Genomic DNA, 18,479 nt, shown 5'->3' with positions numbered 1-18,479 from the left:
GTGGAGAACTACACGGGTGCAAGTACATCATCTAGTGGCTGCTGATATCTGAAGACCCAAGATGTAGTATTGAGGCATAGCCAAAACGTCACGCTCGAATCGGGGAGTCCCATGTCTGTCACTGTCTACACCAAGCCCGCCTGCGTCCAGTGCAACGCCACTTACCGCGCCCTGGACAAGAACGGCGTGACCTACGAGACCGTCGACATCACCCAGGACCCCGAGGCCCTGGAGCGGCTGCGCGGCCTGGGCTACATGCAGGCCCCCGTAGTCATCACCGAGGCCGATCATTGGTCCGGATTCCGTCCCGACAAGATCTCCGAGCTGGCCGTACAGCACGCTGCGATCAGCTCGGTCGCCTGATGCAGCCGTGAACACCAGCGCACGGCTGATCTACTTCTCCTCGGTGTCGAACAACACGCACCGCTTCGTGGAGAAGCTTCAGCGCGGGGCGGGGGAGATCGCCAGGCTTCCGCTGCGCACCAAGGATGAGACCCTGGCCGCGGAGCGTCCCTTCGTGCTGGTGCTTCCGTCCTATGGAGCCGACGCCGGCGAAGGCTCGGTGCCGAAACAGGTCATCAAGTTCCTCAATGTCGAATCCAACAGGAACCTGCTGCGCGGAGTGATCGGCGCGGGCAACACGAATTTTCACGAGAGCTACTGCATCGCCGGGGACATCGTCGCCGCCAAGTGCCGAGTCCCTCACCTCTACAGATTCGAACTGATGGGCACCGCAGAAGACGTGGCCACAGTCGAATCGGGATTGGAAGAGTTTTGGAAACAGCAACCAAGCCATTGAACGCGGCGAGCACCGCACAGCAGGGCGGAACCTCCATGGACGCACCGCTGGCCAAAGTCATGCCCGCCCAGTGGCAGGGCCTGAGCTACCACGAGCTCAACGCGATGCTCAACCTCTACGGCCCCGACGGAGAGATCCAGTTCGAGGCCGATCAGCTCGCGGCGCGGCAGTACTTCCTGGACCACGTGAACACCAACACGGTCTTCTTCCATAACCTGGAGGAGAAGCTCGGCTACCTGGTCAAGAACGACTACTACGAGCCGGAGACGCTCGAGCAGTATTCCCAGGAATTCATCAGCGCCATCTTCGACCGCGCCTACGCCGCGAAGTTCCGCTTCCCGACCTTCCTCGGTGCCTTCAAGTTCTACACCTCCTACGCGCTGAAGACCTTCGACGGCGATCGCTACCTGGAGCGCTACGAGGACCGGGTCACCATGGTTGCGCTGCACCTGGCCCGCGGCGACGAGCAGCTGGCGAACAAGATGGTCGATGAGATGATCTCCGGCCGGTTCCAGCCCGCGACCCCGACCTTCCTGAACTCCGGGAAGAAGCAGCGCGGCGAGCTGGTCTCCTGCTTCCTGCTGCGCATCGAGGACAACATGGAGTCCATCGCGCGCGCCATCAACTCCTCGCTGCAGCTCTCCAAGCGCGGGGGAGGCGTGGCGCTCTCGCTGACGAACATCCGCGAGAACGGCGCCCCGATCAAGCACATCCAGAACCAGTCCTCCGGGGTGATCCCGGTGATGAAGCTGCTGGAAGACTCCTTCTCCTACGCCAACCAACTCGGAGCACGCCAGGGCGCAGGCGCGGTGTACCTCAACGCCCACCACCCGGACATCTTCCGGTTCCTCGACACCAAGCGGGAGAACGCGGACGAGAAGATCCGGATCAAGACGCTCTCGCTCGGCGTCGTCGTCCCCGACATCACCTTCGAGCTCGCCAAGAAGAACGAGCCGATGTACCTGTTCAGCCCCTATGACGTTCAGCGCGTCTACGGCAAGGCGTTCAGCGAGATCTCTGTGACCGAGAAGTATCACGAGATGGTCGACGACGCGCGGATCCGCAAGACCAAGATCAACGCCCGCGAGTTCTTCCAGACCCTGGCCGAGATCCAGTTCGAGTCCGGCTACCCTTACGTGATGTTCGAGGACACGGTGAACCGGGCGAACCCGATCGCCGGTCGGATCTCCATGTCCAACCTGTGCTCGGAGATCCTGCAGGTCTCAGAGCCCAGCGAGTTCGCCGACGATCTGAGCTACTCGGAGATCGGCAAGGACATCTCCTGCAACCTGGGCTCGATGAACATCGCCAAGGCGATGGACTCCCCGCACTTCGGACAGACCATCGAGACCGCGATCCGCACCCTGACTGCCGTCTCGGACATGTCCTACATCAACTCGGTGCCCTCCATCGCCGAAGGCAACCGCCGCTCCCACGCGATCGGTCTGGGGCAGATGAACCTGCACGGCTACCTGGCGCGGGAACGCGTCCACTATGGGTCCGAAGAGGGCATCGACTTCACCAACATCTACTTCTACACGGTGCTCTTCCACGCGCTGCGCGCCTCGAACCAGCTCGCGATCGAGACCGGTCAGAGCTTTGACGGCTTCGAGAACTCGCAGTACGCCTCCGGTGAGTTCTTCGAGAAGTACACCGAGCAGGTCTGGGCACCGGCGACCGAGAAGGTCCGAGAGCTCTTCGCCCACGTGGACATCCCCTCCCAGGCCGACTGGCGTGAGCTCAAGGCTTCGGTCATGGCCCACGGGATCTACAACCAGAACCTGCAGGCCGTGCCGCCCACCGGCTCGATCTCCTACATCAACAACTCGACCTCCTCGATCCACCCGGTGGCCTCGAAGATCGAGATCCGCAAGGAGGGCAAGCTCGGGCGGGTCTACTACCCGGCGCCCTATCTCACCAACGACAACCTGGAGTACTACCAGGATGCCTATGAGATCGGCTACGAGAAGATCATCGACACCTACGCCGCTGCCACTCAGCACGTGGACCAGGGCCTGTCCCTGACGCTGTTCTTCAAGGACACCGCCAGCACCCGAGACATCAACAAGGCGCAGATCTACGCATGGCGCAAGGGCATCAAGACGCTCTACTACATCCGCCTGCGTCAGCTCGCGCTGGAAGGCACCGAGGTCGACGGCTGCGTCTCCTGCATGCTCTGACCCTCGGGCCCATCCGGGTCGTGACCACCACGGCCCCATCCGGAACCCCGCTTCTTGTAGAAAGAGACTCCTGACGTTGACATCATCTAAAGCGCTCCTCGAGCACGTCGAGGCGATCAACTGGAATCGCCTGGAAGACGAGAAGGACAGCGAAGTCTGGAACCGGCTGGTCAACAACTTCTGGCTGCCGGAGAAGGTGCCGCTGTCCAACGACGTCCAGTCCTGGGCCACGCTGACCGAGGAGGAGAAGACCCTCACCATGCGGGTCTTCACCGGACTCACCCTGCTGGACACCATCCAGGGCACCGTCGGTGCCGTGGCGCTGATCCCGCATGCCCTGACCCAGCACGAGGAGGCGGTGCTGACCAACATCTCCTTCATGGAGTCGGTCCACGCCAAGTCCTACTCGCAGATCTTCTCCACGCTGTGCTCCACCAAGGAGATCGACGAGGCGTTCCGCTGGTCCAAGGAGAACGTGAACCTGCAGCGCAAGGCGCAGATCGTCATGGACTACTACCACGGCGATGACGGACTGAAGAAGCGGGTGGCCTCGACCATCCTGGAGTCCTTCCTCTTCTACTCCGGTTTCTACCTGCCGATGCACTGGTCTTCGCGGGCAAAGCTGACCAACACCGCGGACATCATTCGACTGATCATCCGTGACGAGGCCGTGCACGGGTACTACATCGGGTACAAGTATCAGCGGGCCCTCGAGCAGGAGAGCCCGGAGCGTCAGCAGGAGCTCAAGGACTACACCTACGAGCTGATGTACGAGCTCTACGAGAACGAGCTGCAGTACACCCACGACCTCTACGACGGCGTGGGCCTGAGCGAGGACGTCAAGAAGTTCCTGCACTACAACGCCAACAAGGCCCTGATGAACCTGGGCTACGAGGCGATGTTCCCCAAAGAGATCAGCGAGGTGAACCCCGCGATCCTCTCCGCACTGAGCCCCAACGCCGACGAGAACCACGACTTCTTCTCCGGCTCCGGGTCCTCCTATGTGATCGGCAAGGCCGAGGAGACCGAGGACGACGACTGGGACTTCTGATCCACTCGTGCACCTACCCATGACAGACACAGGGCCGCTCCAGGTCTACCGGCAGAGCGCCAGCCACGGCGCCGAGGCCGATCTGGAGCTGGCCCTGTCTCTGTTGCGACGCACGCGCGCCGCGGGTCGAACCCGGAACGAACAGAGTCCGGCTGACCGTGGGGTCGCACCGCTGTTGCGGCTCTACCGGCCGGAACCCACAGTGGCCTTCGGGCAGCGGGACGAGCGGCTTCCCGGGTTCGACGACGCCGCCCAGGTCTGCCGGGACGAAGGTTTCACACCGTTGGTGCGTCGCGCCGGGGGCCGCGCGGCGGCTTATCATCACGGTTCTCTGGTGATCGACCACATCGAGCCGGACCCCGATCCGATCCGGCACTCTCAGACCAGGTTCACCGAGTTCGGCGAGCTGCTATGCGAAGCGCTGGAGATTGCAGGCGTCACAGCCCGTCTGGGACCGATCCCGGGGGAGTACTGCCCGGGCGATCATTCGGTCCACGGAATTTCCCGGGAGGAACCGGATCTCAGGATCAAGCTCATCGGAACCGCCCAGCGAGTGATCAGCTCCGGCTGGCTGTTCTCCTCCTCGGTCATCGTCGAGGACGGAGCCCCGATCCGAAGGGTGCTCTCCGGCGCCTACGCGGCGCTCGGGATCCCCTGGGACCCGCTCACCGCCGGGGCGATCACCGACCTCGGGGTGGATACCACCGTGGAGAAGATCGAAGCGGCTGTGCTTCAGGTCTATCGCCAGCGCTGGATGCTGGAAGAGATAGACGAGCCCTCGCCGATCCCTTCCAGCGCCGCTGCACGCGGCTGAGCAGCATCTGCTGCTGATCAGTTCAAGCGGCCGCTCACTCCCCGCGATCGATCCATTCCTGCAGCTGCGGAGACTCGGACCCGATCATGGTCGACGGGCCGTGCCCGGTGTTGACCACGGTCTCGGACGGCAGCTCCTGGAACAGTCGAGTCCGGATCGACTCGATGATGGTCTCGAAGCTCGAGTAGGACCGACCCGTCGCGCCGGGGCCTCCGGAGAACAACGTGTCTCCGGAGAACAGCACCGGCTGGGTGGTCCCATCAGGCCCGGTCAGCGACTCAGAGTAGAAGCAGGTGGACCCGGGGGAGTGGCCGGGGGTGTGGATCGCGACCAGGGTGGCGTCTCCCACGGTGAACACGTCGCCGTCGTTGATGTGCACATCGGGCACCGTTCCCTCATGCACCGCATCCCAGAGCATCTGATCCTCCGGGTTCAGATGGATCCTGCCGCCGAGGCGCTTCTGCACCTCCAGGGCCTGACTGATGTGGTCGTCGTGCCCGTGGGTGAGCAGGATCGCGCTCACTGAGCGCTCTCCCACGGCATTGGCCACGGCGTCGGCGTCATGCGCCGGGTCGATGATGATCACCTCGTGCTCATCGCCGATGATCCAGACGTTGTTGTCCACATCCCAGGTTCCGCCGTCGAGGGAGAACGTTCCGGAGGTGACGAGATTCTCAAAGCTGGTGCTCATGGGGTTCCTCAATTCTGCGTGGAGGACTGCAGCTCGACCACCGAGCGCAGCACCTCGCCGCGGTTCATCGTGTCGAAGGCTTCCTGGACCTGATCGAGAGACACCCGTTCGGTGACGAAGGCGTCGAGGTCGAGATTGCCGTTGCGGTAGTGGCTGACCAGCATCGGGAAGTCTCGGGAGGGCAGGCAGTCGCCGTACCAGGAGGACTTCAGCGAGCCGCCGCGGCCGAAGACGTCAGCCAGTGGCAGCTCCAAGGTGTGGGAGGGGTCAGGGACCCCGACCAGCACCACGCGTCCGGCGAGATCGCGGGCGTAGAACGCCTGTTTATAGGTCTCGGGGCGGCCCACGGCGTCGATGACCAGATCAGCGCCGAATCCGCCGGTCAGCTCGCGGATTCTCTCCACGGCGTCGGACTCCTTGGAGTTGATCGTGTGGGTGGCGCCGAGCTCGGCGGCCTTGGTGAGCTTCCGCTCATCCAGGTCCACCGCGATGATCGTGGTGGCTCCGGCCAGCTTCGCCCCGAGCACCGCAGCGGTGCCCACGCCGCCGGCGCCGATCACAGCCACGGACTCGCCGCGCTTGACCTCTCCGGTGTTGATCGCGGCACCGATGCCGGCCATGATCCCGCAGCCCAGCAGACCCACCGCGGCATTGGACTCGGCCGGGACGTCTTCGATGAGGGTGCACTGTCCGGCGGCGACCAGGGTCTTCTCGGCGAAGGCCCCGATGCCCAGAGCCGCCTCAAGAGGCGTGCCGTCGGTGAGGGTCATCTGCTGCTGCGCGTTGTGGGTGTCGAAGCAGTACTTCGGCTCGCCCTTGCGGCAGGCGCGGCATTCCCCGCAGACCGCGCGCCAGTTCAAGATCACGGTGTCCCCGACCTTGACGTTGGTGACGCCCTCGCCGATCTCCGAGACCCGCCCGGTGGCCTCGTGGCCGAGCAGGTAGGGGAAGTTGTCTCCCACCTCACCCTGTTGGTAATGCTGGTCGGTCTGGCACACGCCGCAGGTCAGGACATCGACCACCACCTCGCCGGCGATCGGGTCCGGGACGATGATCTGCTCAAGGACGGCGGGACCGTCCTTCTCTTTGACGACGACGGCATTCACGGTCTGGGGCATTGCCAGCTCCTCAATATCTGCAGGTCACACGTTCGGCGCGGGTCCCGCGCCGGTTTCCACGATATCTCAGCGGCAAGCGGTAACCCTCAGCCGGTGAAGGCCTGGGGGAACTGGAGGATGATGCTGCCCACCACCACCAGGTAGATCAGGACGATCGCCACCCACCACCAGTCAACGGAGAACTTCTGCAGCCCGGGACCCACCGGGAGCGCGCCGGTGGCGATGTTGCGCGCAGTCACGATCACGAACATCGGGATGACCGCCGCCCAGACCACCATGCAGTAGGGGCAGAGGGCGCCGATCACGAACACCGCCTGGGACCACAGCCAGATGCAGAAACCGAGTGCGAAGGTCACCCCGGCCTGCAGACCGAGCCAGTACCAGCGGGGCAGCGGGACCCGGCCGAGGATGGTCACCGCCACCAGGATGGCCAGCGGGAATCCCACGACGCCGAGGAAGATGTTCGGGAATCCGAAGCTCGAAGCCTGCCAGGAGTCCATGACCAGGCCACAGGAGACCCAGGGATTGATATCGCAGGCGGTGGTGTAGTCCGCATCGCGCCAGAGCTGGATCCGCTCGTACATCAACAGCCCGCTGGCCACCGCCGCCACGATCGAGGTCAGCAGCAGCCAGACCCCGACCGATCGCGTGGAGGCGACGCGTGGGCGAATCAGCTGATCAGTTCGGTGTGGGGCCATGCGGGGATTCTACGCAAGATATCTGGAGCGGTATGCGATACTGAGTCACATCGGCGCGCGGACCACACCCGCAGACCGAGAAGGCTTGTATGGCATCACCCCAGCCGCAGAGAACCCGCTGTGAGATACCGTCACTGCGGAGGCGAGGGAGCGATGAACAGCCACTGGAAGGCCGCGCAGAGCGCGCTCCGTGAGAATCGGAGCAGCGCCCGGAAAGCCAGTGGAGCTGGGAACAATAGGTTTGAGACAACATCAATATGTGGAATGAGCAGGTCGCACCCTTTGTGAGAGCCAGGGTCAACGCGACCGGCTGAATCCACCTAAGCAGAGCCGCAGATGCGGTGAGTGTGGCACCGTGGGAGCGGTCAGGAGCAACTCCATAATGTCCCACCCCGAGACCCCCGCAGACGACACCGCGGGCAACAACGACATCTTCAATCCGTTCAGTGCACCACAGCCGCCGAAGCAGAGCGCAGAGCCCGCCGAGGACGCCGCTGAGGCCGATGAGACGGATGCCGCTGGACCCACCGTGCAGGACGACGCCGTCAACGTGCTCTTCCAGGCGCCCGACCTTGCCACCGTCAAGGCTCGCAGCAGCGCCAAAGACGATTCGACCGGCTCCCGCGAGGGCCGTTCCGGGAAGAACGATCGGTCCGAGCGCAACGAGTCATCGCAGTCCGGGAACCAGCAGGCCGAGCACCAGCAGGACCGGACCTCGGCCGAGGAAGACTCGCAGGGCTGGGACTCCTCCTCAGATGAGGATCAGGACGGCGACGGATCAGGGCGCCGGTCGCGTCGGAAGCGTCGCCGCGGCGGCCGGAACAAGAATCGCGGCTCCGAGGGTTCCTCGGACTCCGGCGATTCCGGATCTTCGGACGCTGGACGCGGGCAGGATCCGACGGGTCAGCGCGACTCCGAGAGCAAGGACGAATCCAAGGGCTCGGCGTCGAAGAACGCTGATTCCTCCGCCTCCGGTGAGCAGGGCCGCGCCGCCACCGGTGAGAACTCCTCCGAGGATGACTCGCCGGTGATCCGCAAGCGGCGGCGTCGTCGTCGTGGCAGCTCCGACCTTGAGGTGGAGTCCAACGAGGATGATGCGCACACCGTGACCCGGGTGCGCGCCCCGCGCGAAGCCGCAGAGGCTCCCGCGTCGGACAAGGTCACCGGGCTCAAGGGTTCCACTCGGCTTGAGGCCAAGCGGCAGCGCCGTCGCTCCTCCCGGGACACCGGTCGCCGCCGGCAGGTGATCACCGAGGCCGAGTTCCTGGCTCGCCGCGAGTCCGTGGACCGCAAGATGATCGTGCGCCAGCGTGGGGAGCGGATCCAGATCGGTGTGCTCGAAGACGGTGTGCTCGCTGAGCATTACGTCTCGCACACCACCCAGGACTCGCTGATCGGCAACGTCTACCTGGGCAAGGTCCAGAACGTGCTGCCCTCCATGGAGGCGGCCTTCGTGGACATCGGACGAGGCCGCAATGCCGTGCTCTACGCCGGTGAGGTCGACTGGGCCGCGTCCCGCCTCAACGGTGGACCCCGGAAGATCGAGAACGCCCTGAAGTCCGGGGACTCCGTGCTGGTCCAGGTCACCAAGGACCCGGTGGGACATAAGGGTGCCCGGCTCACCAGCCAGATCTCGCTGCCCGGCCGCTACCTGGTCTTCGTCCCCGGCGGTTCGATGACCGGGATCTCACGGAAGCTGCCCGACACCGAGCGGGCCCGGCTGAAGAAGGTCCTGAAGGATCACATGCCGGACAACGCCGGTGTGATCGTGCGCACCGCCGCGGAGGGCGCCTCGGAGGAGGAGCTGACCAACGACATCAACCGGCTGCGCGCGCTCTGGGAGCAGATCCAGCGCCAGTCCGAGGACAAGAAGGTCCTCGCACCCGAGCTCTTCTACGCCGAACCGGACCTGACGATCAAGGTGGTCCGCGACGTCTTCAACGAGGACTTCTCCTCCATGGAGGTCCAGGGCGAAGAGACCTGGGACAACATCGAGGCCTATGTCACCTATGTGGCCCCGCACCTTCTCGATCGGCTGCAGCAGTGGATCCCGGAGGAGCAGAAGAGCAACGACATCTTCGCCCACCACCGGATCGACGAGCAGCTGAACAAGGCGCTGGACCGCAAGGTCAACCTGCCCTCCGGCGGTTCGCTGGTCTTCGACCGCACCGAGGCGATGACCGTGGTCGATGTCAACACCGGCAAGTTCGTCGGATCCGGCGGAAACCTCGAGGAGACCGTCACCAAGAACAACCTCGAAGCCGCCGAGGAGCTGGTGCGTCAGCTGCGTCTGCGCGACATCGGTGGGATCATCGTGGTCGACTTCATCGACATGGTCCTTGAGGTCAACCGGGATCTGGTGCTGCGCCGCCTCGTCGAGTGCCTGGGCCGTGACCGGACCAAGCATCAGGTCGCCGAGGTGACCTCACTCGGGCTGATCCAGATGACGCGCAAGCGCATGGGCACCGGACTCCTGGAGGTCTTCTCCGAGGACTGCGAGCACTGCGCTGGACGCGGCGTGATCACCCACCCAGAACCGGTGGAGCACGGCGGATCCTTCACCTCGCACGGGGAGCCGCAGAAGGCACGGGCGCCGAAGAAGCGGCGCAAGTCCAAGGGCCGCCGCCCCGAGGATGACCAGGACGCCGCCCAGCCCGCCCAGCAGTCTTCCCACGAGGTCAGCGCAGAGGAGAAGCAGCGCCAGGAGAAGGCCCGCCAGGCGCTGGCTCAGGTCGCCGCCGCGACCGCCTCCAAGCACGCCGAGGAAGAGCAGCGCTCCACCGAGGGCGACCGTGCCAAGGCCGACGAGCCTGAGAAGAACAGCAACGACGGCGGCCGTTCCGGGCAGAACGCGCAGTCCGGCTCCGGCGCCGATTCCGGCACAGGCTCACGTCCGACCCGCCGCCGAGGCCGCCGCAGCGCCAGCCAGCCCGCGGGCAGCACGGCACAGAACAGCACGGCGCAGAGCAGCTCCGGACCGGCCGACGCGGCCGCTTCGGACAGCGACGCCGGCACTCGTGCGGGCTCTGCCAAAGCCGAGGCCGGGCAGCCCGACGCAGCCAAGTCCGATGCTGTGACATCCGATGCTGCGAAGTCCGAATCCGGGACCTCCAAGGCCCCGGATGCGTCCACGGATGCTCCTGCCGAGAAGGTGTTGCGGATCGGCGGCGAGGAGGTTCCGCTTCCGCGCGCCGAGAAGCGCGACCAGAAGGCTTCCGCCTCGGCTGGCGCCTCGGGCAAGGACAAGCAGGCCTCGCTGGACACCCTGGGTCAGGCGCTGGACTCGCGTGAACCGCGCAGCCCGGCACCGACCCGCCGTCGTCGTCGTGCCGCCGGATCCGTCCAGGGGGCCTCCGGTGAGGTCCAGCAGATCGCCGCCGCAGAGAAGCCAGCGGGCAAGACCTTCTCTTCGGCTCAGACCGAGCAGGGCGCGGTCGAGACGCCGAAGAAGAAGCCGGCCAGCGAGCCGGTGATGTTCGGCGTCGGGGTCAAGGCCGAGGAGATCTCCCGTCCCGAGTAGTCGGTGGGCCGAGCCCGCTCACCCCTTCCGGGGAGGCGGGCTCGGCCAACTTGCTGTCCCCAGGCTCCTCGCGTAAGGTTGACCCTTGGTGTGATAAGCACCGACATGTCTTCCGCGCGGATCTGCGGAGAGTCTCCCTCGGGGAGATCACCCGCGATCTGCGCGATTGGTTTTAGTCCGAATGATCATCGAGAGAAGTGAGTCCCAAGTGGTGTACGCGATTGTCCGCGCTGGCGGCCGCCAGGAAAAGGTTTCCGTTGGAGACCTCGTGACCGTTGACCGAGTTCCGGGCGCGGCAGGCAGCACCATTAAGCTGCCGGCAGTGATGCTGGTGGACGGGGACAAGGTCACTACCGCAGCAGATGAGCTCGCCAAGGTCTCGGTCGAGGCCGAGGTCCTGGAGAACATCCGCGGTAAGAAGATCGTCATTGAGAAGTTCAAGAACAAGACCGGCTACCGCAAGCGCCAGGGTCACCGTTCGGAACTCACCCGCATCAAGGTGACCTCGATCGCCTGAGGCGTTCCAGGTTCGTAGATTCCCCGTTCTTCCTGAGAGGTAGGCAGACCCAATGGCACATAAAAAAGGTGCGAGCTCGACTCGCAACGGCCGCGATTCCAACGCCCAGTACCTGGGCGTGAAGCGCTTCGGCGGCCAGAACGTCTCCGCTGGCGAGATCCTGATCCGCCAGCGCGGCACCAAGTTCCACCCCGGCGTGAACGTCGGGCGCGGCGGCGATGACACCCTCTTCGCACTGGCCGAAGGCGCTGTCGAGTTCGGCAGCCGCCGCGGCCGGAAGGTCGTCAACATCGTCCCAGCAGCCTGATCCAGGCCTGCACAGACGTTTCGTACGTAAAGTCGAGGGTGGGCCCACTTGATGGGCCCACCCTCGACTTGTCTTAAGTCAGAATTTTCTTCAAGGAGTCTCCAGCCATGGCACATTTCGTCGACCGAGTGGTCCTCCACACCACAGGCGGTAACGGTGGCCACGGCTGCGTCTCCGTGCACCGCGAGAAGTTCAAGCCCCTCGGCGGCCCGGACGGCGGCAACGGCGGCGACGGCGGCTCCGTGGTGCTGGTGGTGGACCCGCAGACCACCACGCTGCTGGAGTACCACCACCGCCCGCACCGCCACGGCGAGAACGGGGGAGTGGGCCAGGGTGACCTGAGGCACGGCACCCGGGGCCCGGTGCTGGAGCTCCCGGTGCCCGAGGGGACCGTGGTGAAAGATCGCGAGGGCCGCGTCCTGGCCGACCTCGTCGAGCCCGGCGCCCGGTTCACGATCGCTGAAGGAGGTCAGGGCGGGCTGGGCAACGCCTCGCTCGCCTCGAAGAAGCGCAAGGCCCCCGGATTCGCGCTGCTGGGCACTCCCGGTGAGGCCAACGACGTCGTCCTGGAGCTGAAGTCCGTCGCGGACATCGCCCTGGTCGGCTTCCCCTCAGCGGGCAAGTCGAGCCTGATCGCGGCGATGAGCGCCGCGCGGCCGAAGATCGCGGACTACCCCTTCACCACTCTGGTGCCGAACCTGGGAGTGGTCCAGGCCGGCGAGACCCGGTTCACCGTGGCTGATGTGCCCGGGCTGATCCCCGGAGCCGCCGAGGGCCGGGGTCTGGGACACGAGTTCCTGCGCCATGTGGAACGCTGCGCCGCCCTGGTACACGTGCTCGACTGCGCCTCTCTGGAGACCGATCGTGATCCGCTGGGCGACCTCGATGCCATCGAGGCCGAGCTCGCCGCCTACGCCCCGGACAAGGTCGAAGGTGCCGGTGGCACCGAGGACGCCTCCTCGAACGCGGTCCCGCTGAACGAGCGTCCCCGGCTGATCGCGCTGAACAAGACAGACCTCCCTGATGGGGCGGCGATGGCAGAGATGGTGCGGGCCGATCTCACGGCTCGCGGCTATCGGGTCTTCGACGTCTCCGCGCTGAACCGCGAGGGCCTGCGTGACCTGGGCTTCGCGATGGCCGAGCTGGTGCTGCAGGCGCGCGCCCAGCGCGAGATCGAACCTGCACCGGTGCCGGTCACGGTGCGGCCGCGGGCAGTGAACCGCAAGCAGTTCACCATCACCGCGGAGTCCAAGGGCGGGGAGCCGCTGTGGCGCGTGCGCGGTGACAAGCCCGAGCGCTGGATCCTGCAGACCGACTTCGGCAACGATGAGGCCGTGGGCTACCTGGCCGACCGGCTGGTCGCGGTGGGCATCGAGGATGAGCTCTTCAAGCAGGGCGCCAAGCCTGGCGATGCGGTGGTCATCGGCTCCGAGGCTGATGGTGTGGTCTTCGACTGGGAGCCCACCATGGCTGCCGGCGCCGAACACCTGGGCGGCCCGCGTGGCACCGACCTGCGCCTGGACGATCACTCCCGGCCCACTCGCGCGGAGAAGAAGAAGGAGCAGGCAGATCGTCGCGCCGCGAAGGCCGCGACCCGCGCGGAGATGGACGTGGAGTACCGCACCCAGAACGGCGCGCCCACCAAACGCAAGGACGACGGGGCGCCGACCAGCGTCACCGACGAGGACGGGGTGGAGATCTTCTACCCGCACGGCAACCCGGATGATCTCCAGGACGAGGGCTTCGGCGCTGACCAGGAGGAGGCCGAGAGGCGATGAGCACGCCCCGGCTGACCGAATCGATGGTCGCCTCCCGGGGCGACCTGGTCGACGCCCGCCGTGTGGTCGTGAAGATCGGGTCCTCCTCGCTGACCACCCTTGACGGGGGAATCTCGGTGGACGCGCTGAACGGGCTGGTCGCCGATCTCCAGGTGCTGCGCGGACGCGGCACCGAGGTGGTCCTGGTCTCCTCCGGTGCGATCGCCGCGGGACTGGCCCCGCTGGGGCTGGGCACCAGGCCTGCCGACCTTGCCACCCAGCAGGCGGCGGCCGCCGTCGGGCAGGGACTGCTGCTGGCGCACTACACCCGTGCCTTCGCGCAGTACCAGACCACCGTCTCCCAGGTGCTGCTGACCGTGGAGGACCTGATGCGGCGCACCCAGTACACCAACGCGCTGCGCACCCTGGAGAAGCTGCTCAGCCTCGGCGCCGTGCCGGTGGTCAACGAGAACGACGCGGTGGCCACCCATGAGATCCGGTTCGGCGACAATGACAGGCTCGCCGCGCTGACCGCGAACCTGCTGCGCGCGGACGCCTTGATCCTGCTCTCCGATGTGGACGCGCTCTACGATGGTCCCCCGGATCAAGGCGGTGCACCGGTGGCGCACGTCTCCGGCCCGGAGGACCTCACCGGGGTGACCCTGGGTCGCCGCGGGAAGGCCGGGGTCGGCACCGGAGGCATGGTCACCAAGGTGGAAGCCGCCCAGATCGTCGCCTCCAGCGGCATCCCGGCCCTGCTGACCTCGGCCCCGAACGCCCGCAGACTCTTCCACGGAGAGCAGGTGGGCACCTTCTTCGAAGCCAGAGGACGACGCCGCGGCGCCCGGTCCGCCTGGATCGCTCACCTCGCCCACCCCAAGGGCCGGCTGAGCATCGACGACGGGGCGGTGGCCGCCGTCGTCGAGGGCCGCCGCTCGCTCCTGCCGGCCGGGATCCTCTCGCTCAGCGGTGACTTCGAGGCCTCCGACCCGGTGGAGATCACCGACCGCCGCGGCGCCGTGCGGGCCCGGGGACTGGTCGGCTACTCGTCCACCGAGCTGCCGCAGATGCTCGGGCGTTCCACCGCCGAGCTGGGCACTGAGCTGGGGCCGGAATATGAACGTGCAGTGATCCACGCAGATGACATCGTCCGCATCGAGACTAGGCTGTGAACATGGCAGAAGATCAGCAGACCGAAAGCACCGCCACCGAAGCGTCCGCCGAGCAGAGCCAGCCGGACCCCACTGCGGATTCTTCCGCGGAGACCGCGGCCGGCATCCGGGAGGTCGCCGCGCGCGCCCGGGACGCATCCCGGGGCCTGCGTGGACTGGACCGAGAGCACAAGGACCGGACCTTGGCCGCGGTGGCCTCGGGCCTGCGCGAGTCCATCGCGTCGCTGACCGAGGCGAACCAGGAGGACCTGGATCGGGGCCGTGAAGCCGGACTCAGCCGTTCCCTGCTGGATCGACTGGCGCTGAGCCAGGATCGCATCGAGGCCCTCGCCGCCTCCGTGGAGGAGATTATCGGCCTCGATGACCCCGTGGGACGAGTGCTCCAGGGTCGCACGCTGCCCAACGGGCTGCGCCTGACCCAGGTCAGCGTTCCTCTGGGGGTCATGGGTGTGATCTACGAGGCCCGTCCCAACGTGACCGTGGACATCGCCGCGCTGGGACTGAAGTCCGGCAACGCCGTCATCCTGCGCGGTGGTTCGGCTGCGCAGAGGACCAACGAGATGCTGCTGGCGATCATCCGCGACGCGCTGCGCACCACTGCGGTGCCGGTGGACGCGGTCCAGTCGATCGACGGCTTCGGACGAGAGGGCGCGACCGCGCTGATGACCCAGCGTGGCTCGGTGGATGTGCTGATCCCGCGCGGCGGCCACGAGCTGATCCAGCATGTGGTGCAGAACTCCCGAGTCCCGGTGATCGAGACCGGCGAGGGCAATGTGCACATCTACATCGATGCCGACGCCGACGCCGAGACCGCGCGCAACATCGTGGTCAACGCGAAGACCTCCCGGCCCAGCGTGTGCAACGCGGCCGAGACCCTGCTGCTCCATGCCCAGGCCGCCGACGCCGGCCAGGAGGTGCTGCGCGGACTGCTGCGAAGCGGCGTGAACCTGCATCTGGACGCCAGGGCGCGGGACTGGCTGCCAGCGACTCAGCCCGAGAGCCTCACCGAGGATCCGGTGAAGTTCGGCACGGTCACCGAGGTCACCGAGGAGGATTTCGCCACCGAATATCACGATCTGGAGATCGCGGTGGCAGTGGTGGACTCCCTCGACGAGGCCATCGAGCACATCACCCGCTTCTCCACCGGACACACCGAGGCGATCGTCACCGACTCGGTCTCCAACGCCGACCGGTTCGTCGCGGAGATCGATGCCGCAGCGGTGATCGTCAACGCCTCCACCCGCTTCACCGACGGTGGGCAGTTCGGTCTCGGCGCCGAGGTCGGGATCTCCACGCAGAAGATGCATGCCCGCGGTCCCATGGGCATGGCCGAGCTGACCACCACCAAGTGGGTCGTGCGCGGCGAGGGCCAGGTCCGCGCCTGATTCGGCGTAGACTGTTGACCGATCAATTCACGTTCGTCCCAGATGAGGGAGAAGCATGCTCAACCTGCACGTCATCGCCACGGTCCTGGGGGCTGAGGCCCATGAAGCCAGCCCACTGCCCATCGACGCGATCTGGTTCGGGCTGATCATGTTCGCACTGCTGATGTTCCTGCTGCTGATCACCCTGAGCTTCGCCGGCAAGGGCCGCCAGCTGCCCGCCGAGCCGCACAGCGATCACTGACCCTCTTGGAGCAACGTCACCCGCAGGTCGCGGCAACCTCAGAGCGCCGATCCGGTCGGCTGCGACTGGGCATCATGGGTGGCACCTTCGACCCGATCCACCACGGACACCTGGTCGCGGCCAGCGAGGTCGCCACTGAGTTTGCGCTCGACGAGGTCATCTTCGTGCCCACCGGTCAGCCGTGGCAGAAGGCGGGACGCGAAGTCGCACCCGCCGAGCACCGCTATTTGCTCACCGTGGTCGCCACCGCGGCGAACCCCCGCTTCACCGTCTCCCGGGTAGACATCGATCGCGGGGGAGCGACCTACACCATCGACACGCTGCGGGACTTCCGCAGGATGTATCCGGATGCGGAGCTGTTCTTCATCACCGGCGCCGACGCCATGGCGCAGATCATGTCCTGGAAGAACGTCGATGAGCTCTGGGAGCTGGCGCACTTCGTCTCGGTGACCCGTCCGGGCTATATCTCCGAAGACTTCGGGCGCACCAATGAGATCTCACTCATGGAGATCCCGGCGATGGCCATCTCCTCCACCGACTGCCGGGAACGAGTCCGGGCCGAGAAGCCGGTCTGGTACCTGGTGCCCGACGGCGTGGTGCAGTACATCGCCAAGCACCGGCTGTACCAGGCAGATTCAGCTGAGCCCGCGCGTTGAGTGCTTCGCGCGCTCACGCCTCGGCATACGATGGACTCCGGTGCTCCAGAGTCGAGACCAATTTGATCAAGGGCAATGTTCCGCCTCAGACGCAACTGTCTGACCAGGGACTTCAGGAGGCTGCACGATGACCGCAGAGAACACCGAGCCGAACGACGCGCCAGGTGGTGCAGATCTGCGCGCCCGCTATCTTCCGGTCTCACGCAAGGAGCTGCGCCGCCGTCGCGAGGCCGGGATTGCCGATGAGCCGCGCCCCACGCAGGCTCAGGAAGCGCCGTCCGACGCCCAGGCCGATGCGCAGACCGATGCTCCGGTGGATTCCCTGACGGCCGAGGAGTCCCCGGCTGCGGAGGACTCTGCGACGACGTCGGCGCCGGAGGAGTCCGGGACGGCGGAGGGGTCGGGGACTGAGGCTGACTCCGAAGTGGTGGCTGACCCCGAGGGCGAGCCTGACTCTGCGGCCGACGGCGGGGGCGAGGCAGACTCAGAGGCCGACTCAGAAACTGACGCTGACGCCGAGGCGCAGACCGATGCCGAGTCCGGCTCGGTCCCCACCTTCACCACCGGCTCGGAATCCACCTTCGGCCCCGCCCCCGGCGCACCAGCCCCCTGGGGCTTCAGCCTTCCCTCGCCCCCCGCCTCCGAGCCTGCCGTGCCCACCAAGCCGGCCCTGCCCGCGGGCTCCGCATTGCTCGCCGAGACCTCTGAGCAGGGGTCCGAGGACGCAGCAACCGAGCCCGCCACCGGGTCTGGGCCGGGCGGCACCTCAGAGGAGGTCCTCGAGGATGGGCAGGCGGAGCCCGCAGAATTCTTCGGCAGCGAAGAGATCGAGGGTCCGGAGGACCGTGCGGAGACCGACCCCGCCGAGGATGAACTCTCGGCAGAACCCACCGAGGACGAAGACCCCGCAGAAGCCACCGAGGGTCCCGCAGAAGGCGCCGAGGTCGACGCTGCCGCCACGGTCGAGACTGGATCCCCTGCATCGCAGCCCGCGCATCCCCGGCCCCAGGACCTCCCTGGGACCGATCTCGATGATCAGGACGAGGCACCGGTCCCCGCCTCCCGGAAGTCCCGCCGCGGTCTGCAGGTCACCGAGAACATCGCGGAGCTCTCCGCGGACAAGCTTGCGGAACTGCAGGAGATCAACGAGGCCGTCGCCGCCGCGGATGATCCGCACCGGGTGGACCCCGAGCTGCTGAAGAAGCAGCAGGCGCTGGCGGCCAGAGCCATGCAGGCCAATCAGGAGCGGCTGCGGAAGGAACAGGTCGCAGCAGATCGCGACGCCAAGGAGCGCCGTCGTCGTCTGCGCCCGGAGTCCGAGGTGATCACTCGCAAGGCGCTCCGGGCACATATGGAGTCCGACGAGACCGCGGAGCCCAGTGACTACGCGACCGGCTCCATCGAACCGATCCAGGCGCGGGGCGCCCATGGCCTCGAGATCGACGCCATGGTCGAGCACAGCACCCGCCAGGGAGCGCGTCAGTCCATGATGGGCTGGCTCGTGATCATTCTCGCCGTGCTGCTGGTCATCGCACTCGGTGTCGTACTCTCATTCATCCTCTAAGCTTGGACG

The 18,479-nt window shown here is 66.2% G+C and carries 17 protein-coding genes; 14 read left to right on the top strand and 3 right to left on the bottom strand.

The features are described 5' to 3' along the window. Window positions 1-111 precede the first annotated feature (111 nt). The 5 genes from nrdH to HNR24_RS03385 all read left to right on the top strand — a co-directional run bounded on the left by nrdH (window position 112) and on the right by HNR24_RS03385 (window position 4,844). Window positions 112-363, top strand: coding sequence for a glutaredoxin-like protein NrdH (nrdH, locus tag HNR24_RS03405; protein WP_058889217.1), 252 nt, complete (start codon window positions 112-114; stop codon window positions 361-363). Between the two features lie 7 nt (window positions 364-370). After that, window positions 371-799: a class Ib ribonucleoside-diphosphate reductase assembly flavoprotein NrdI gene (gene nrdI, locus HNR24_RS03400; RefSeq protein ID WP_310735376.1), complete on the top strand. Its 429-nt coding sequence runs from the start codon at window positions 371-373 to the stop codon at window positions 797-799. A 35-nt stretch (window positions 800-834) separates the two neighbouring features. Further along, a complete protein-coding gene (nrdE, locus tag HNR24_RS03395) occupies window positions 835-2,979 on the top strand; it encodes a class 1b ribonucleoside-diphosphate reductase subunit alpha (protein WP_182495011.1) in 2,145 nt (714 codons plus the stop codon). A gap of 76 nt (window positions 2,980-3,055) precedes the next feature. Continuing rightward, a complete protein-coding gene (gene nrdF / locus HNR24_RS03390) occupies window positions 3,056-4,030 on the top strand; it encodes a class 1b ribonucleoside-diphosphate reductase subunit beta (RefSeq protein ID WP_058889215.1) in 975 nt (324 codons plus the stop codon). Window positions 4,031-4,049: 19 nt separating this feature from the next. Then, window positions 4,050-4,844, top strand: coding sequence for a lipoate--protein ligase family protein (locus tag HNR24_RS03385; RefSeq protein WP_259392393.1), 795 nt, complete (start codon window positions 4,050-4,052; stop codon window positions 4,842-4,844). A gap of 34 nt (window positions 4,845-4,878) precedes the next feature. On the opposite strand, the gene HNR24_RS03380 is transcribed toward HNR24_RS03385, so the two are convergent. The 3 genes from HNR24_RS03380 to HNR24_RS03370 form a co-directional block, all read right to left on the bottom strand. Then, on the bottom strand, window positions 4,879-5,535 hold the full coding sequence (locus tag HNR24_RS03380; protein ID WP_182495010.1) for an MBL fold metallo-hydrolase: 657 nt from the start codon (window positions 5,533-5,535) through the stop codon (window positions 4,879-4,881). A gap of 8 nt (window positions 5,536-5,543) precedes the next feature. Beyond that, entirely contained in the window at window positions 5,544-6,653 is a 1,110-nt protein-coding gene (locus HNR24_RS03375; RefSeq protein WP_182495009.1) for an S-(hydroxymethyl)mycothiol dehydrogenase, read from the bottom strand. 86 nt (window positions 6,654-6,739) lie between these two features. Further along, a complete protein-coding gene (locus HNR24_RS03370) occupies window positions 6,740-7,351 on the bottom strand; it encodes a vitamin K epoxide reductase family protein (RefSeq protein ID WP_182495008.1) in 612 nt (203 codons plus the stop codon). Between the two features lie 382 nt (window positions 7,352-7,733). On the opposite strand from HNR24_RS03370, the gene HNR24_RS03365 reads away from it, so the two are divergent. From HNR24_RS03365 to HNR24_RS03325, 9 genes are all read left to right on the top strand, one after another. Then, on the top strand, window positions 7,734-10,871 hold the full coding sequence (locus HNR24_RS03365; RefSeq protein WP_182495007.1) for an Rne/Rng family ribonuclease: 3,138 nt from the start codon (window positions 7,734-7,736) through the stop codon (window positions 10,869-10,871). A 208-nt stretch (window positions 10,872-11,079) separates the two neighbouring features. Continuing rightward, a complete protein-coding gene (rplU, locus tag HNR24_RS03360) occupies window positions 11,080-11,388 on the top strand; it encodes a 50S ribosomal protein L21 (RefSeq protein ID WP_058889479.1) in 309 nt (102 codons plus the stop codon). Between the two features lie 52 nt (window positions 11,389-11,440). Further along, a complete protein-coding gene (gene rpmA, locus HNR24_RS03355) occupies window positions 11,441-11,695 on the top strand; it encodes a 50S ribosomal protein L27 (RefSeq protein ID WP_036475435.1) in 255 nt (84 codons plus the stop codon). A gap of 107 nt (window positions 11,696-11,802) precedes the next feature. Then, window positions 11,803-13,473: a GTPase ObgE gene (obgE, locus tag HNR24_RS03350; protein ID WP_083504942.1), complete on the top strand. Its 1,671-nt coding sequence runs from the start codon at window positions 11,803-11,805 to the stop codon at window positions 13,471-13,473. Then, the gene (proB, locus tag HNR24_RS03345) at window positions 13,470-14,624 is read left to right on the top strand and encodes a glutamate 5-kinase (RefSeq protein WP_182495006.1); all 1,155 of its coding nucleotides are present in this window, start codon (window positions 13,470-13,472) and stop codon (window positions 14,622-14,624) included. Before obgE ends, proB begins: the two co-directional genes overlap by 4 nt. 2 nt (window positions 14,625-14,626) lie before the next feature. Next, window positions 14,627-16,009 carry a glutamate-5-semialdehyde dehydrogenase gene (locus tag HNR24_RS03340; protein WP_182495005.1) on the top strand — a complete coding sequence of 461 codons (1,383 nt, stop codon included), beginning with the start codon at window positions 14,627-14,629 and terminating at the stop codon, window positions 16,007-16,009. Between the two features lie 55 nt (window positions 16,010-16,064). Then, window positions 16,065-16,250 (top strand): hypothetical protein, encoded by a 186-nt coding sequence (locus HNR24_RS03335; RefSeq protein ID WP_058889207.1) that lies wholly within the window; start codon window positions 16,065-16,067, stop codon window positions 16,248-16,250. A 74-nt stretch (window positions 16,251-16,324) separates the two neighbouring features. Beyond that, complete coding sequence (gene nadD, locus HNR24_RS03330; protein WP_058889206.1) at window positions 16,325-16,906, top strand: nicotinate-nucleotide adenylyltransferase; 582 nt, start codon at window positions 16,325-16,327, stop codon at window positions 16,904-16,906. Between the two features lie 127 nt (window positions 16,907-17,033). After that, on the top strand, window positions 17,034-18,470 hold the full coding sequence (locus HNR24_RS03325) for a hypothetical protein (protein WP_182495004.1): 1,437 nt from the start codon (window positions 17,034-17,036) through the stop codon (window positions 18,468-18,470). The last annotated feature ends 9 nt before the right edge of the window (window positions 18,471-18,479 follow it).

This window comes from Nesterenkonia sandarakina (genome assembly GCF_014138825.1).
Classification (GTDB): domain Bacteria; phylum Actinomycetota; class Actinomycetes; order Actinomycetales; family Micrococcaceae; genus Nesterenkonia; species Nesterenkonia sandarakina.
Note: the sequence above shows the minus strand (reverse complement) of the source record. Positions and strands in the feature narration are given on the sequence as shown.